We start from the raw sequence: 14523 nt of genomic DNA, 5'->3' as shown, positions 1-14523 counted from the left end.
ACCCTACTTCTTCTTGCCCTGGTTCTTGACCGCCTCGATTGCCGCCGCGGCCGCGTCCGGGTCGAGGTACTTGCCGCCGGGGGTGATCGGCTTGAAGTCGGCGTCCAGTTCGTAGGCCAGCGGGATGCCCGTCGGGATGTTCAGGCCCGCGATGGCCTCGTCCGAGATGCCGTCCAGGTGCTTGACCAGGGCGCGGAGCGAGTTGCCGTGGGCGGCGACCAGGACCGTGCGGCCGGCGAGGAGGTCGGGGACGATTCCGTCGTACCAGTACGGGAGCATGCGGACGACGACGTCCTTCAGGCACTCCGTGCGGGGGCGCAGCTCCGGGGGGATCGACGCGTAGCGGGGGTCCTCGGACTGGGAGAACTCGGTGCCGTCCGCAAGGGGCGGCGGGGGCGTGTCGTACGACCGGCGCCACAGCATGAACTGCTCCTCGCCGAACTCCGCGAGGGTCTGCGCCTTGTCCTTGCCCTGGAGGGCGCCGTAGTGGCGCTCGTTCAGGCGCCAGGAGCGGTGGACCGGGATCCAGTGGCGGTCCGCGGCCTCCAGCGACAGCTGGGCCGTGCGGATCGCGCGCTTCTGGAGGGACGTGTGGACCACGTCGGGCAGGAGGTCGGCGTCCTTCAGGAGTTCGCCACCGCGGACCGCCTCCTTCTCGCCCTTCTCGTTCAGGTTGACGTCCACCCAGCCGGTGAACAGGTTCTTCGCGTTCCACTCGCTCTCGCCGTGGCGGAGGAGGATCAGCTTGTACGGTGCGTCGGCCATGCCTCAGAGCGTAATCGACGGGTTCGGGGCGCAGGGCGTCCGCCCGGCAGGTGGAACGGCCGGGGGACAGTTGACGGGAATCGTTAATCGAGTGGTCATCCCGCACCTCACCTTCGTAAGTTGTGCTCGGCACTTGAGCCGCTTACCGCTTACCGCTTTCGTTCGTGGGGGACCCCTATGCCACTCGCCGGCCTCAGACGTGCCACCCGTGAGTCCGTCTCCGGGCTGCCCCGCGAGTTCTGGTGGCTGTGGACCAGCACCCTGGTCAACCGGCTCGGGGCCTTCGTCGCCACCTTCATGGCGCTCTATCTGACGCTCGACCGGGGGTATTCGGCCACGTACGCCGGTCTCGTCGCCTCCCTTCACGGGCTCGGCGGGGTCGCCTCGTCGCTCGGGGCCGGGGTGATGACGGACCGGCTCGGGCGGCGGCCCACGCTGCTGATCGCCCAGGCGTCCACCGCCGCGTCCGTCGCGCTGCTCGGCTTCGTGCACGACCCCGTCGCCATCGCCGCGGTCGCCTTCCTCGTCGGCATGACCTCCAACGCCTCCCGGCCCGCCGTGCAGGCGATGATGGCCGACATCGTCCGGCCGGAGGACCGCGTACGCGCCTTCTCGCTCAACTACTGGGCCATCAACCTCGGGTTCGCCGTCTCCTCCATGGGCGCCGGGTTCATCGCCGAGTTCAGCTATCTCGCCGGGTTTCTGATCGAGGCCGGCATGACCGCGCTCTGCGCCGTGGTCGTGTTCCTGAAGCTGCCCGAGTCCCGGCCCCAGCGCACCTCCGCCGAAGCCGGTGCCAAGGACGACGTCCGGCTCGGTACCGTCCTGCGCGACGGGCGCTTCATGGGCGTGGTCGGGCTGTCCTTCCTCGTCTCCGTGATCTTCCAGCAGGGCTCGGTCGGGCTGCCGGTCGCGATGGGCGAGGCAGGCTTCACGCCCGCCGACTACGGCATGGCCATCGCCGTCAACGGCGTACTGATCGTCGCGCTGCAGATCCCGGTCACCCGCTTCATCGAGCACCGCGATCCGCGACGGCTGCTCGTCGTGTCGTCCGTCCTCGCCGGGTACGGCTTCGGGCTCACCGCCTTCGCCGGGTCCGTCGGCCTCTTCGCGGTCACCGTCTGCGTGTGGACACTCGCCGAGATCGTCAACGCGCCGACCCAGACCGGCCTGGTCGTCCGCCTCTCCCCCGTCCACGGGCGTGGCCGCTACCAGGGCATGTACACCCTGTCCTGGGCGGTGGCCGCGCTGGTGGCGCCCCTGATGTCCGGGTTCATCATCGACCGGTTCGGGGCCGAGTGGTTGTGGGGGGTGTGCGCGGTGATCGGGACGGTGGCCGCGGTCGGCTACCACGTCCTGATGCACAACCTGCCGGCCGAGAAGCCGACGCCGGTCACCACACCCGCGGTGCCGGAGGCCGAGGTCAGCACCGCATAGATCACCGCGTGGATCAGGGATGCATCCGCGCACCCTTGATCACCTTGTCCACCGCGTTCTTCGGGCCGTACACCGCCAGTCCTACGAGGTCCAGCTCCCCCGTCGGCACCGCCCGCACCGCCGCCCGGTTGGCGCCGTCGTGGCCGGTGGCGAACAGGTCGGAGGTGAAGACGGCACGGGGCAGGACGCGCGAGAGCGCCTTCGCATGGGCCGACGTCAGCGTCTCCTTCGTCCCCTCGAAGACCAGCACCGGCTGCCGGAACATCGGCAGGTAGGGCACCCCGTCGGCGTCCTCGTACGGCTCCCCGATCACCTCGGGAACCCGCGTGCCCAGGCCGCTGACCAGGAACGCGGTGACGTTCAGGCGTTGCCAGGGCTCCAGGTCCTCGCGCAGGATCACGGCGATCTTGGTGTCGAAGCGGACGGGGGCTTCCGCGGGGGCGGTGGTGTCGAGCGCATGCGTGTCGGTCGCGTTCATACGACGAGACTGCCGAGCCTCGTACGACGTCGTCTTGTACGTTCTTTGCATGGCCGCCGAGCAGGAAGTCACCGCCTGGCGCCCGCGGGTCCCGGGCGTGGTGGAGGTGTTCCACGCCCACTTCACCGAGTACGCGTATCCGATGCACGTGCACGAGGCGTGGACGCTGCTCATCGTGGACGACGGGGCCGTGCGCTACGACCTCGACCGGCATGAGCACGGGACGCCGGACGACACGGTCACGCTGCTGCCGCCGCACGTTCCGCACAACGGGGCCGCCGCCACACCCGACGGCTTCCGCAAGCGGGTGGTGTATCTCGACGGGTCGCAGCTGCCCCACGACCTGATCGGCGCCGCTGTCGACGGACCCGATCTGCGCGACCCGCTGCTGCGCCTGCGCGTCGGTCAGTTGCACACCGCGCTCACCCGGGCCGGGGAGGAACTGGAGGCGGAGAGCAGGCTGACGTTCATCGGCGAGCGGCTGCGCGAACGGCTGCGGCCGAGCACGGAGTCCGTTCCGCGCCCGGACCCCGTGCTCGCCCGCCGCCTGCGCGAACTTCTCGACGCGCACGTCGTCGACGGCCTCACCCTCGACCGGGCCGGCGCCCTCCTGCACGCCCATCCGGCCCATCTGGTACGGGCGTTCAGCACCGCCTACGGCATCGCCCCGCACCAGTACCTGATGTCCCGCCGGGTGGACCGCGCCCGCCGCCTGCTCCTGGACGGCCGGCCCGCGAGCGAGGTCGCCCCGGCGACGGGCTTCTTCGACCAGCCCCATCTCACGCGCCACTTCAGGAAGTTGGTGGGCGTGACGCCCGGCCAGTACGCGAAGGGACGGGCCACGACTGGGCGGGCTCCGGCTGAGCGGGCCGCAACTGGACGGGCTACAGCTCCCGTTGGGCCTCGTACAGGTTCCGCGGCCTGACCACGTCCGTCGTGCCGTAGAGCTCCAGACGCGCGTGCAGGTCGCCGGTGAAGTCGGGGACGTCGATCTGGTCGAACTCGGTGACCTCGTTGAGGCCGACGGTCGCGCTGTACGGAGCCAGGCCGTCGATCTTCATCAGGCCCGCCCGGCCGTTGGTGACGCGGATGTTCCAGTGGGCGAAGCGGGCGCCGAAGAGGGGGCCCGCGATGGCGTCGCCGCCGTGGCGGCCGTTGTTCTCGACGGTGATGTCGGTGCGGACGTTGGCGAAGGGCAGGCCGCGGTGGCTGTCGAAGGTGCCCATGCGCATGTCGCCGCGGGACCAGACGTTGTAGGAGGACAGGCCCTCGACGTTGATGCCGTGGAGTTGGACGTCCGGCCGGGCGGGTACCGTGCGCTGCTCGATCGTGAAGTCCTCGATCAGGTTGTCGTGCGCGCCCTCGCGGCAGAAGTAAGGGTGGTGGGAGCCGCGGCCCGCCACCGTCGTGCCGCGCAGGGTGCAGGCCGACGCGGCCACCAGGCCGAAGCCGTTGTCCACATGACGGACCGTCACGTCGTCGACCCAGCAGTCGTAGGCGCATTGCAGTACGACGCCGTTGTAGCCCTTGTCGAGGAGGTGCGGGGACTGAACGGTCTCCACCGCCTCCAGGGTCAGGCCCTCCACGCCGGAACCGGTCAACTCCTTGACGTGGGTGATCAGTTGCGGAGTCCACTCGGGGCGTACGTCCAGCGGGAGCGGGCGTTCCAGGGTGACGCGGCGACCGTGCACGCGGGTGATGCGGACCGGCCACTCGTAGGGGACGTACGAGGTCAGTTTCGTCTTGTCGTCCCAGAAGTACGCCTCGGGGCCCGGGCCGCCGCCCGACATGTGCTCCAGGAGCGTGTGGCCGGCGTCGTCGGCCAGGCGGAGGACGACCAGGGCGCCGGGGCGCAGACGGGAGGGGTCGGCGACCTTCACCGTCGACGCGCCCTGGCGGGCCGGTTCCACCGCGGTCAGGGGCGCCCACTCGTCGCGCTTGTTGCCCGTCCAGCCCTCGAAGGGCCAGGCCTTGGCCTTGATCGCGGTGACCAGGGAGTTCCAACGGGCTTCCGGGGCAAGCCAGATGAGGCCGCCGGCCCAGGACCAGGACGACTTGTCGCCGCCGTAGCGGGAGCCGTAGACGCCGATCAGTTCCGTGAGGTTCTTCGTGGCGTACAGCTTCGTACGGCCGCTGCCGGCGCCCCGCAGGACCACGTTCGAGTGGCCGATGCGGATCAGGTCGTCGATGCGGAAGGTGCCGGGCGGGATGGTGACCGTGCCACCGCCGGCCCGACCGGCAGCGGCGATGGCACGGTTGATCGCGGGGGCGGAGTCGGTGACGCCGTCCGCCACGGCGCCGTACTCCGTCACGTCGGCGAAGACCCGGCGGCGCGGTAGCCGGCGCGCACCGGCGTGGGCACCGGCCCGGCCGATGTACGGGATCTGGGGGTGGGTGAACGGGGTGCGGGTGAACTCCCGCCAGATGCGCGGGACTTCGCCCTTGGCCGCAGTGGCGGCCCGCGCTGTCCCGATTCCCGTCGTCGCCGCCAGCGCGACTGCCGTGGCTCCGCCGAGCAGGGTCCGTCTGGTGAGCCGCGCGGTGCCCTTGTCCGAGGTGCTCATGCCCCACCGTCCTCCCATGCAGTTATTCATGGATGTGAACTCTGTTCAGAAGTGCGATGGCGGCGAGCATGACATCGGTACCCCTTGGCGGGGAAGAGGTCGGATGGGATCAGTCCGGCAGAATGTCGTTCATTCTCATGAACGCGCGGAGAACGCGCTTTCAGGAAGCCCGCGGAAGGCCTCCGTCCGGTGATCGCCGACGATTAGCGTCACTTCCATGGATGACACACAGGACACACCGGAGCCCGAGACCCCTCGCGCCTTATCCGCCACCAGTCGCCGTTCCCTGCCGCTCAGACGCTTCTCGACCGCCGTCGCCGGCGCGACCGCCCTGGTCGCCCTCAGCGTCGGCGTCGCTCTCGCGGCGACCTCGGACGACGATCCCGGACCCCAGCCGACCGTCTCCGTCTCAAGTCCGTCGGACCCGGACTCCGGCAGCATCGACGGCGGCACGACCGGCGGCGACGAGTCCGATCCGAGCCCGGAGCCCACGGATGTGGACGACCCGCCCGTTCCCGGCGGCGATCCCACCCCCACCGCCGAGCCCTCGACACCCGCAGACCTGGACGAGTTGAACCGGCGGATCACCGAACTCGACCGCAAGGTCGACCAGTTGCCCACCAAGAAGGAACTGGCCGACGCCCTGCGGGCGTTCGCCGACGAGCTCGACAAGAGCGGCTCCGAGTAGGCGGCGCGGTCCGTCCGGGGCCAGTCCGCCCCAGACCGGTTCGCCCGGGGTCAGTCGGCCGAGCGGCGCGTGAGGTGCTCGAACGCGTCCAGGTTCCGTGTCGACTCGCCCCGGGACACCCGCCACGCGTACTCCTTGCGGATGGCGGAGGCGAAGCCCAGTTCCAGCAGGGTGTTGAAGGCACCGTCGGCCGCTTCCAGGACCTGGCCGAGCAGCCGGTCGAGTTCGTCCGGGGTGACGGTGGCGAGGGGGAGGCGGCCGGTGACGTAGACGTCGCCGAGCTGGTCGACGGCGTAACTCACGCCGTACAGCTTGAGGTTGCGCTCCAGGAGCCAGCGGTGGACGCCGGACTCGTTCTCGTCGGGGTGGCGGATGACGAAGGCGTTCAGGGAGAGCGAGTGGCGGCCGACGAGGAGCGAGAGGGTCGTCGACAGCTTGCGGGTGCCCGGGAGCTTGACGACGTAGGAGCCGGGCTCGGGACTCTCCCACTCCAGTTCGTCGTCCTTCAGGACGGCCTCGATGACGGCTGCCGCTTTCTCCGCCGCGGCCTGTCCCGGCGCTGACTTGTGCGCATCACCCATGGTGGGAGCGTACGTGACGGCGGTGCGCCTGCATCGCGGCCGTGTAGACGTCCGCCGTGGCGGCGGCCGCGGTGTCCCAGCCGAAGGACTTGGCGTGCCTGGCCGCCGCCGCGCCCATCCGGTCCGCCAGCTGCGGGTCGTCGGCGAAGTCGGCCAGCACGCGCGCGTAGGCGGCGGGATCGTGGCCCTGCACCAGGAAGCCGGTGTGCCCGTCGCGTACGGCGACCGGGAGGCCGCCGACCGCGGCCGCGAGCACCGGCGTGCCGGCCGCCTGCGCCTCTATGGCGACCAGGCCGAAGGACTCGCTGTACGACGGCATGACCAGCACCGACGCGGCCCGGAACCAGTCCGCGAGCTGGTCCTGGCCGACGGGCGGGCAGAACCGTACGACATCCGCGATGCCGAGCCGGGACGCCAGTTTCTGCAGGCCCTCCGGCTTGGCGAGGCCGCTGCCGCTGGGGCCGCCGACGACGGGGACCAGCAGGTGGGAGCGGAGTTCGGGGCGCTCGTCCAGGAGGACGGCGACCGCGCGCAGCAGGACGTCCGGGGCCTTCAGGGGCTGGATGCGGCCCGCGAAGAGCGGGATCAGGGCGTCCTGCGGGAGGCCCAGGCGGGCGCGGGCGGCGGCTCGGGCGGTGGCGGCCGTGGCAGTGGCAGAGCGGCTCCGCGAGGGGCCGAGGTCGACCGCCCCCGGGAACAGGGCGTCCAGCGGGTCCAGGTCCTTCGGGAACGGGCTGAAGCGGTCCAGGTTGACGCCCGGGTGGACGACCGCGACCTTGCCGGGGTCGGCGCAGTAGTGCTGGACGAGTTCGTCGGCCTCGCCCGAGGTGTTGGCGATCAGCCGGTCCGCGGCGGCCACGATCTGCGTCTCGCCGATGACGCGGGCGGCGGGCTCGGGGGTGTCGCCGGCGGCCAGGTTGGCGTTCTTGACCTTGGCCATGGTGTGCATGGCGTGCACCAGGGGGACGCCCCAGCGCTGGGCGGCGAGCCAGCCGACGTGGCCGGAGAGCCAGTAGTGCGAGTGCACGAGGTCGTAGTAGCCGGGGCGGTGGCCGGCCCACGCCTGCATCACGCCGTGCGTGAACGCGCAGAGCTGGGCGGGGAGTTCCTCCTTGGCGAGGCCCTCGTAGGGGCCCGCGTCGACGTGCCGGACCAGGACGCCCGGAGCCAGTTCGACGGTCGGCGGGAGGACGGCCGTGGTCGCGCGCGTGAAGATCTCGACCTCGATGTTGATCGCGGCGAGGCACTGCGCGAGCTCCACGATGTAGACGTTCATGCCGCCCGCGTCGCCGGTGCCCGGCTGGTGCAGCGGTGAGGTGTGCACGGAGAGCATGGCGACGCGGCGCGGGCGGCGGTGCAGCCTCAGTCGCGAGGGCGTCGCCGACGAGCGCCGCCCGAGCCTGCTCACGTACTGGCTCACGTGGCGTTCCTCCTCGCTGCGGGCATGCCGGACGGAGGACGTGGAGCGCCCTCCAAGGGAGGCAACAGCGGAGCGAGGCATTCCCATTCCAGGGGCGGTGGTTTTTGCTGAGACATTACCGACGGTCGCTCAACCGTTCGATGCGTGCGTGCGTCGAGCACCGTGCGCAAGCCAGGGAGCGCCGGGCCGCATACCGCCGCCTACCCTCGTACCCATGACAGCCCGCGCAGCCCACCGCCCCGTGGGCACCGTCACGCGCGGGACCACGAATCCGAACCGTCTGCGCCGCATGGACCGCTGGATCGCGGCCACGCACGGCGCCGAACTGCGCCGCGCCGCCGACCCCGTGGCCGTCGACCTCGGGTACGGGGCGGCGCCGTGGACGGCCGTCGAACTGCTCGCCCGCTTGCGGACCGTGGCGCCACGCGCGCGTGTCGTGGGCGTGGAGATCGAGCCGGCCCGGGTCGCGGCGGCGAAGCCGTACGAGCGTGACGGCCTCGTCTTCCGGCACGGCGGCTTCGAGATCCCCCTCCCCATGCGGCCGCTGCTGATCCGCGCCGCCAACGTGCTGCGCCAGTACGACGAGTCGGAGGTCGCCGCGGTCTGGGCACGGCTGTGCGGGCGGCTCGCGGACGGCGGACTGCTCGTCGAGGGGACCTGTGACGAGATCGGGCGCCGGCACGTCTGGGTCGCGCTCGGTCCGGAGGGGCCGCGGACGGTCACCTTCGCCACCCGGCTCGGCTCGCTGGAGCGCCCGTCGGACCTCGCCGAGCGCCTGCCCAAAGCGCTCATCCACCGCAATGTGCCCGGCGAACGGGTGCACGCCTTCCTGCGGGACTTCGACCGCGCCTGGGCCGCCGCCGCGCCCTACGCGTCCTACGGCGCCCGCCAGCGCTGGATCCGCTCGGTGCGGGACCTGAGCGCCGACTGGCCGGTGACGGACGGGCCGGGGCGGTGGCGGCAGGGGGAAGTGACGGTGGCGTGGGGGGCGTTGGCGCCGAGGCACTGACCCGAGGGACCACCCAGGAGACCCCGCCCGGACCGATGCTTCGGAGGGAACGATCTCGGTGAGTCGTTCGTCACAAAGAACGGGAGATCGAATACGGGAGCGCGAGGGGGGAAATCCGACTTCCGTACACCTCTGTCGATTTGCGCGCCACCGTGGCACGATCCCCGGGCAGCCGTAAGTTACTGACGGTAAATCAGATCTGGGGGCAGAGGTATGGGACCGGGCAAGCGCAGCGCGTACGCCGCCGTGACCGTGGTCTGTGCGGTCACCGTACTGGCCACCGCCGGCACGGCGTTCGCGAGTCCCACTCCCACCCCGTCGGCCTCCGCGTCGGGCTCCGCATCGACCTCCGCGAGTTCCCCCACGGCCCTGACTCCCGCGCCGAACACGGACCTTGAGGCCGTACGCCAGAAGCTCGACACCCTCTACCACGACGCCGCCGTCGCCACCGACTCCTACAACGCGGCGGAGGAGAAGGCCCAGCAGCAGTCGGCCGCGATCGTCGACCTGGCGAACAAGATCGTGCAGGGCCAGCAGAAGCTGGACGAGCTGAAGAAGCGCGCGGGCGCCGCGGCCGCCGCCCAGTACCGAGGCGGCGGGCTGCCCGACGAGGCCCATCTGCTGCTCAGCGACAATCCGCAGCAGTTCCTCGACGGAGCCGGCCGGGTGCTCCAGGGCCAGCGCGCCACCAAGGGCCTGATCGCCGAAATGACCCAGACCCAGCAGGACTTGGAGCAGTACGCCGCCGACGCCTCCACCCAGTGGAAGCGGCTGGAGGCCAACCGCAAGGCGAAGGACTCGGCCCGCAAGAAGATCAAGGCACGGATCGCGGAGGCCGAGAAGCTCGAGTCCAAGCTGGCGAAGGAGGAGAAGAAGCGCCTCGCCGAGCTGGAGGAAGAGGCCGCCTACCAGGCACAGACCTCCTGGCTCAGCTCCGGCATCCTCGACGAGATCAACGGCAAGGCGTCCGCGCAGGGCAAGAAGGCGGTCGCGTTCGCCGCGGCCCAGATGGGCAAGCCGTACGAGTGGGGCGCCGAGGGCCCGAAGACGTACGACTGCTCGGGGCTGACGTCCCAGGCGTGGCTGAGCGCCGGGGACCCCATCCCGCGCACGTCGCAGGAGCAGTGGAAGCAGCTCAAGCACATCGACGTGAAGGACATGCGGCCCGGCGACCTGATCATCTACTTCGACGACGCCAGCCATGTCGGGATGTACATAGGTGACGGCGCGATCGTGCACGCGCCCCGGCCGGGGCGGACGGTGACGATCGCGGGGGCGGGTTCGATGCCGATACTCGGGGTGGTCCGGCCGGACGCGTGAGTCCGGAGTACCGCCAGGAGACCGGGGTCACGTGACCCACGGCACCCCCGGCCGCCCCCAAACCCCCCACAGACGTGATGTTCGTCATCCCCCCTGGTGGGCCGCCGTGTCCAACTGCGGTACAGAACGCGGCATATGACAGCGGCGGGTGTGCGGGCGACGTGGCTCACACCATTCCGTTCGCCCGCCGAATACCGCTATGGTCCCGGTCGGTGGATCGAGGACCCTCGCCCCACCGCGCCCTCGGGGGGAGGGAAGGAACCCAAGACGATGCCCGTACCCATACCGCGGCAGAGAGCGATCCCGGCCGCGGAGAGTGGTCAGGCGCAGGCCGTGCACGGAGGCGGCCCTTCCAAGGAAGAGACCCCGCGCAAGGAAGCCCGCAAGGAAGCCACGGTCGACAACAACGCCGCCACCCATCTGACGCTGCTGCTGATCGAGGACGACCCCGGCGGCGCCACGGTCGTGCCCGAACTGCAGGACGCGACCGGCCGGCCGTTCCGCGTCCGCAGCGCCCGCAACCTCACCGAGGCCGAGCGGCTGCTGACCGACGACGTCCACTGCATCCTGCTGGACCTGGCCCTGTCCGAACCCGGCCAGGGCGCGGACGACGACGAGCTCGCCGTACTGCGTCATGTCCTGGAGCTCGCCCCCCGGCACGCCGTGCTCGCGCTCACCGCGTCCGGTGACGCCGAGCGCGGCGCCGAAGCCGTGCGCGTGGGCGCGCAGGACTACCTCTTCCGGGACGAGCTGGACGCCCGCCTGCTGAGCCGCGCGATCCGGTACGCCGTGGAGCGGAAACGTTCCGACACGGCCGAGCGCCGGCTCGCCGAGGGCCGCCTGCGCGCCCAGGAGAACCGCCGGCTGGAACGCGGGCTCCTGCCGACGCCCCTCCTGGAGGGTTCGTCCCTGCGCTTCGCCGCGCGCTACCGCCCCGGCCGCTCGCGCGCGCTGCTCGGCGGCGACTTCTACGACGTCGTACGGACCCCAGACGGAACCGTGCACGCGATGATCGGTGACGTCTGCGGCCACGGCCCGGACGAGGCCGCGCTCGGCGTGGAACTGCGCATCGCCTGGCGCGCGCTGACCCTGGCGGGCCTGTGCGGCGACCAACTCCTTGGCACCCTGCAACAGGTCCTGGAGCACGAGCGCTCCGACGACGAGATCTTCGCGACGCTCTGCACGGTCGACATCGCACCGGACGGCAAGCGGGCGGGCCTCTGCCTGGCCGGCCACCCGTCCCCGCTGATCGCCCGCCCCGGCCGCCCCGCGGAACTGCTCCCCTACGACAACAACGGCCCCGCCCTCGGCCTCCTGCCCGGCGCCCGCTGGCCCCGGATGCAGGTCGAACTCGGCCGCGAGTGGAGCCTGATGCTCTACACCGACGGCCTGATAGAGGGCCGCATCGGCACGGGCCGCGAACGGCTCGGCCAGGACGGCATGGTGGCGATGGTGCGCCGGCAACTCGCGGAGGGGCTGCGCGGCGAGGCACTGCTGCGGTCGTCGGTCAACGAGGTGCGGGAGCTGAACGGCGGCGAGCTGACGGACGACGTGGCTGTGCTGCTGCTGGACCGGGTGCCGTAGACGGGTGCGGGTACGGGTACGGGTACGGGGCTAGTGCCCTATGGCATCCCGCCCCGTACCGCTGCCTGGTGCTTACCGTCCGCCGTTGTACGGCCCGTACGGACCGTCGCTGCTCGAACCGCGCCGGCTGCGGCCGCCGCCGGACAGGCCGCGCAGCGCCGGGCGTACGTCGACCATGTACACGATCGTCGCGACGAGCCCGATGATCGGCAGGAACGACAGGATGTTGAAGATCAGGTTCACCACGAAGGCGAGCCCGAGGACGATCAGCCAGAACACCTTGGTCTTCTTGTCGGCCGCGCGGTAGGCGTCCTCGCGGCGCGTGGCGGCATCGATCAACGCGAAGCCGCTGAACAGGATCAGGGCCACACTCAGCAGCCACATGAACCCTGCGAACCCCTGCATCAGCACTACGTCCACCACCAGACTCGGCTTGTCTCCACGCCGCTCACCGTACCCGTTCCCACGGGGCCTCTACCCGAAGAACGGGCCGGGCTCTCATGGAGTGCCCGGCCCGTCCTGGTCGCCCGTGGTTACTTGGCGGGCGGAGTCGTCTTCTTGGCCGTCGTCTTGCGGGCCGGAGCCTTCTTGGCGGCGGTCTTCTTGGCGGGAGCCGGCGCGGGGGCGGCCTGCGCGGCGACCGGCTTCACGGCGGTGGGCTTGGGGGCCTCCGCCTGCGAGGCCTTCTCCTCCTTGACCGGGACCGGCGTCGGGTCGGGCTCGACGGCGATCGCCAGTTCCTCGATCTCGTCGGCGGCCTCGCCGCGCCAGGTCTTCACGGCCTGCTCGCCGTGCTCGGCGACCTTCTCGTAGGCCTCACGGGCCTTTACGGCGTACTCGGCGGCGACGCCCACACCGCGCAGCGCGAGGTCCTGGGCGCTCTCGCCGAACTTCTTCAGGTCGGCGTCGAGGGTGGCGCCGAGCTTCTTGAAGTCGCCGTCGAGGGAGGTGATGAACTCGTTGACCTTGGACTGCAGGGTCTCCTGCGCCTCCTTGGCCTTGGCGGAGGCTTCCTTGGCACGGGCGGAGGCCTTCTCCTGCACGGCCTTCGGGTCCGCGGTGCCACGGACCGCCTCGAACCGGGCCGGCGCCTCGGTGCGCAGCTGCTCCACCAGTCCGGGCACCTTCTTGGCCTGCTGAAGAGCCAGGTCGGCGGTGCCGGCGGCGAAGTACAGCGGCGTCGGGTCGCTGAGGGTCTTACGGAGATCGTCGGTGATGGCCATGGTGATGGTCCTCCCGGGTCGCTTTCAGCTGAGGGTTTTGGGTCCCGCGAACGTGCCGGCCGGCAACTGGATCAACTGGCCGGCTGCTGCGGGTCGGCATCGCTGCCGTCGTCCTGCGCACGGGTGCGGGTCGTACGGGCCTTACGGGTCTTGCGGGTACGTCGCTCAGGGGCGTCCTCGGCCGGCCGAGCGGCTGCCGCGTCGTCATCGACGAGGTCAGCGGTCCGGACGGCGTCCACGGCCGGGACGGCATCCACGATCTCGGCCTCGGCACTGAGGCCGATCTCGACGTCGGCGTCGCCCTCCGCCCCGATCCCGAACCCGTTCTCCTTGCGGAAGGACTCGTAGATCTGGAGCAGGACCTGCTTCTGCCGCTCGTTCAGCGTGGGATCGGCGGTGATGACGGCACGCGTCTCCACCTCGTCCCGGTCCCGCTCGGCGTCGAGGATGCCGGCCCGGACGTACAGCGTCTCGGCGGAGATCCGCAGCGCCTTGGCGACCTGCTGCAACACCTCCGCGCTCGGCTTGCGCAGCCCGCGCTCGATCTGACTCAGATACGGATTGGACACCCCGGCGGCGTCGGCGAGCTGCCTGAGAGACAGCTGCGCGGTGCGCCGCTGGTCCCGCAGGTACTCACCGAGATTGCCGACGTTGAGCGATGCCATGGCCCCACTGTGCATCACCCGCGCTAACTATTGCAAGCAGCCGCTTGCAAAAGTGCGCCACACCACTTGGACGGCCGTACGGACGGATCCCGCCCGTCCTGTCCCTACCGTCCGAGGACCTCGGCACCGAGGGCGATGTCGAAGCCGGCGCCGTTGCGTGCCAGGCCGACCAGGAGGATGCCGGCCCATTCGAGGGCGTGGGTCATCTCGAGCCCTCCCGCGTCGAGGGCACGCAGGTCCAAGCTCTCCAGAAACGCCGCGACCCGTGCCTTCGCCTCCGCGCTGTCGCCCGCGAAGAACGCGTCCACGGGCCTGTCCTCGGCAAGGACGCCGCGGAAGATCGAATTGAATGCCTTCACGACGTGTGCGCCCTCGGGGGCGACGGCGGCGATCTGCTGGGACACCGAGTTGCCCGCGGTGGTCACGAGTCCGCTCACATCGGCGTCGAACGGGTTGGTGATGTCGACGAGGATCTTGCCGGCCAGCGCGTCGCCGTAGTGCGCGACCGCTTCGACCGCGCCGGTGTACAGGACGGCCACGACGACGATGTCACCGGCCGGCCTCGCGCCGAACGTGCCGACGGTGGCTCCGTTGCCGACCTGCTCGGCGAGCGCCTGAGCCTTGGCGGTGTCGCGGCTCATGAACTCGACGGCGTGACCGTGCTTCGCCGCCCGGGTGCCGATGGCGGTGGCCATGTTGCCCGCGCCGATGATGCTGATGGTGGTCATGACATGTCTTCCCTTGGTGCGTACGGAGTGGTCGGGGAGAGGTTGACGGCCGCGACGACCG

At 70.9% G+C, this 14523-nt stretch carries 15 protein-coding genes; 6 read left to right on the top strand and 9 right to left on the bottom strand.

Features of this window, described 5'->3' with window-relative positions; all coding sequences use genetic code 11:
- Positions 1 to 3 precede the first annotated feature (3 nt).
- Entirely contained in the window at positions 4 to 765 is a 762-nt protein-coding gene (locus tag ACIP6U_RS12905) for a phosphoglyceromutase (protein ID WP_401715741.1), read from the bottom strand.
- Between the two features lie 177 nt (positions 766 to 942).
- On the opposite strand from ACIP6U_RS12905, the gene ACIP6U_RS12900 reads away from it, so the two are divergent.
- The gene (locus tag ACIP6U_RS12900; RefSeq protein WP_401715740.1) at positions 943 to 2202 is read left to right on the top strand and encodes an MDR family MFS transporter; all 1260 of its coding nucleotides are present in this window, start codon (positions 943 to 945) and stop codon (positions 2200 to 2202) included.
- A gap of 13 nt (positions 2203 to 2215) precedes the next feature.
- Here the strand turns inward: ACIP6U_RS12900 and ACIP6U_RS12895 are convergent, their stop codons facing one another.
- The gene (locus ACIP6U_RS12895; protein ID WP_401715737.1) at positions 2216 to 2680 is read right to left on the bottom strand and encodes a DUF2000 family protein; all 465 of its coding nucleotides are present in this window, start codon (positions 2678 to 2680) and stop codon (positions 2216 to 2218) included.
- A gap of 49 nt (positions 2681 to 2729) precedes the next feature.
- Between ACIP6U_RS12895 and ACIP6U_RS12890 the strand changes: the two genes are divergently transcribed.
- Positions 2730 to 3605 carry an AraC family transcriptional regulator gene (locus tag ACIP6U_RS12890; protein ID WP_401715734.1) on the top strand — a complete coding sequence of 292 codons (876 nt, stop codon included), beginning with the start codon at positions 2730 to 2732 and terminating at the stop codon, positions 3603 to 3605.
- Here the strand turns inward: ACIP6U_RS12890 and ACIP6U_RS12885 are convergent.
- A complete protein-coding gene (locus ACIP6U_RS12885; protein WP_401715731.1) occupies positions 3565 to 5244 on the bottom strand; it encodes a glycosyl hydrolase family 28-related protein in 1680 nt (559 codons plus the stop codon). The two genes, ACIP6U_RS12890 and ACIP6U_RS12885, sit on opposite strands and share 41 nt — an antisense overlap.
- Before the next feature lie 217 nt (positions 5245 to 5461).
- Here ACIP6U_RS12885 and ACIP6U_RS12880 point away from each other — a divergent pair, with 217 nt between their 5' ends.
- Entirely contained in the window at positions 5462 to 5932 is a 471-nt protein-coding gene (locus ACIP6U_RS12880) for a hypothetical protein (protein WP_401715728.1), read from the top strand.
- A gap of 50 nt (positions 5933 to 5982) precedes the next feature.
- On the opposite strand, the gene ACIP6U_RS12875 is transcribed toward ACIP6U_RS12880, so the two are convergent.
- Both ACIP6U_RS12875 and ACIP6U_RS12870 read right to left on the bottom strand, forming a co-directional pair.
- A complete protein-coding gene (locus ACIP6U_RS12875) occupies positions 5983 to 6513 on the bottom strand; it encodes a YbjN domain-containing protein (protein WP_401715725.1) in 531 nt (176 codons plus the stop codon).
- Positions 6506 to 7933, bottom strand: a complete 1428-nt coding sequence (locus tag ACIP6U_RS12870) for a glycosyltransferase (RefSeq protein WP_401715724.1) — start codon at positions 7931 to 7933, stop codon at positions 6506 to 6508. The genes ACIP6U_RS12875 and ACIP6U_RS12870 overlap by 8 nt, the downstream gene beginning before the upstream one ends.
- Positions 7934 to 8147: 214 nt before the next feature.
- Here ACIP6U_RS12870 and ACIP6U_RS12865 point away from each other — a divergent pair, with 214 nt between their 5' ends.
- The 3 genes from ACIP6U_RS12865 (at position 8148) to ACIP6U_RS12855 (ending at position 11846) form a co-directional block, all read left to right on the top strand.
- On the top strand, positions 8148 to 8942 hold the full coding sequence (locus ACIP6U_RS12865) for a class I SAM-dependent methyltransferase (RefSeq protein WP_401715721.1): 795 nt from the start codon (positions 8148 to 8150) through the stop codon (positions 8940 to 8942).
- A 213-nt stretch (positions 8943 to 9155) separates the two neighbouring features.
- On the top strand, positions 9156 to 10262 hold the full coding sequence (locus tag ACIP6U_RS12860) for an NlpC/P60 family protein (RefSeq protein WP_401715718.1): 1107 nt from the start codon (positions 9156 to 9158) through the stop codon (positions 10260 to 10262).
- A 270-nt stretch (positions 10263 to 10532) separates the two neighbouring features.
- Positions 10533 to 11846 carry a PP2C family protein-serine/threonine phosphatase gene (locus tag ACIP6U_RS12855; RefSeq protein ID WP_401715715.1) on the top strand — a complete coding sequence of 438 codons (1314 nt, stop codon included), beginning with the start codon at positions 10533 to 10535 and terminating at the stop codon, positions 11844 to 11846.
- 72 nt (positions 11847 to 11918) lie between these two features.
- Here ACIP6U_RS12855 and ACIP6U_RS12850 read toward each other — a convergent pair whose 3' ends face one another.
- From ACIP6U_RS12850 to ACIP6U_RS12835, 4 genes are all read right to left on the bottom strand, one after another.
- Positions 11919 to 12251, bottom strand: a complete 333-nt coding sequence (locus ACIP6U_RS12850) for a DUF2516 family protein (protein ID WP_401716953.1) — start codon at positions 12249 to 12251, stop codon at positions 11919 to 11921.
- A 128-nt stretch (positions 12252 to 12379) separates the two neighbouring features.
- Positions 12380 to 13069, bottom strand: coding sequence for a hypothetical protein (locus ACIP6U_RS12845; RefSeq protein ID WP_401715713.1), 690 nt, complete (start codon positions 13067 to 13069; stop codon positions 12380 to 12382).
- A 71-nt stretch (positions 13070 to 13140) separates the two neighbouring features.
- Positions 13141 to 13734, bottom strand: coding sequence for a helix-turn-helix domain-containing protein (locus ACIP6U_RS12840; RefSeq protein WP_401715710.1), 594 nt, complete (start codon positions 13732 to 13734; stop codon positions 13141 to 13143).
- A gap of 104 nt (positions 13735 to 13838) precedes the next feature.
- Positions 13839 to 14462, bottom strand: a complete 624-nt coding sequence (locus tag ACIP6U_RS12835) for an NADPH-dependent F420 reductase (RefSeq protein WP_401715708.1) — start codon at positions 14460 to 14462, stop codon at positions 13839 to 13841.
- Positions 14463 to 14523 lie beyond the last annotated feature (61 nt).

Source organism: Streptomyces sp. NPDC088794, from assembly GCF_044750545.1.
Classification (GTDB): Bacteria; Actinomycetota; Actinomycetes; order Streptomycetales; family Streptomycetaceae; genus Streptomyces.
The sequence above is the reverse complement of the archived record's forward strand: the minus strand, read 5'-3'. Positions and strand labels throughout refer to the sequence as shown.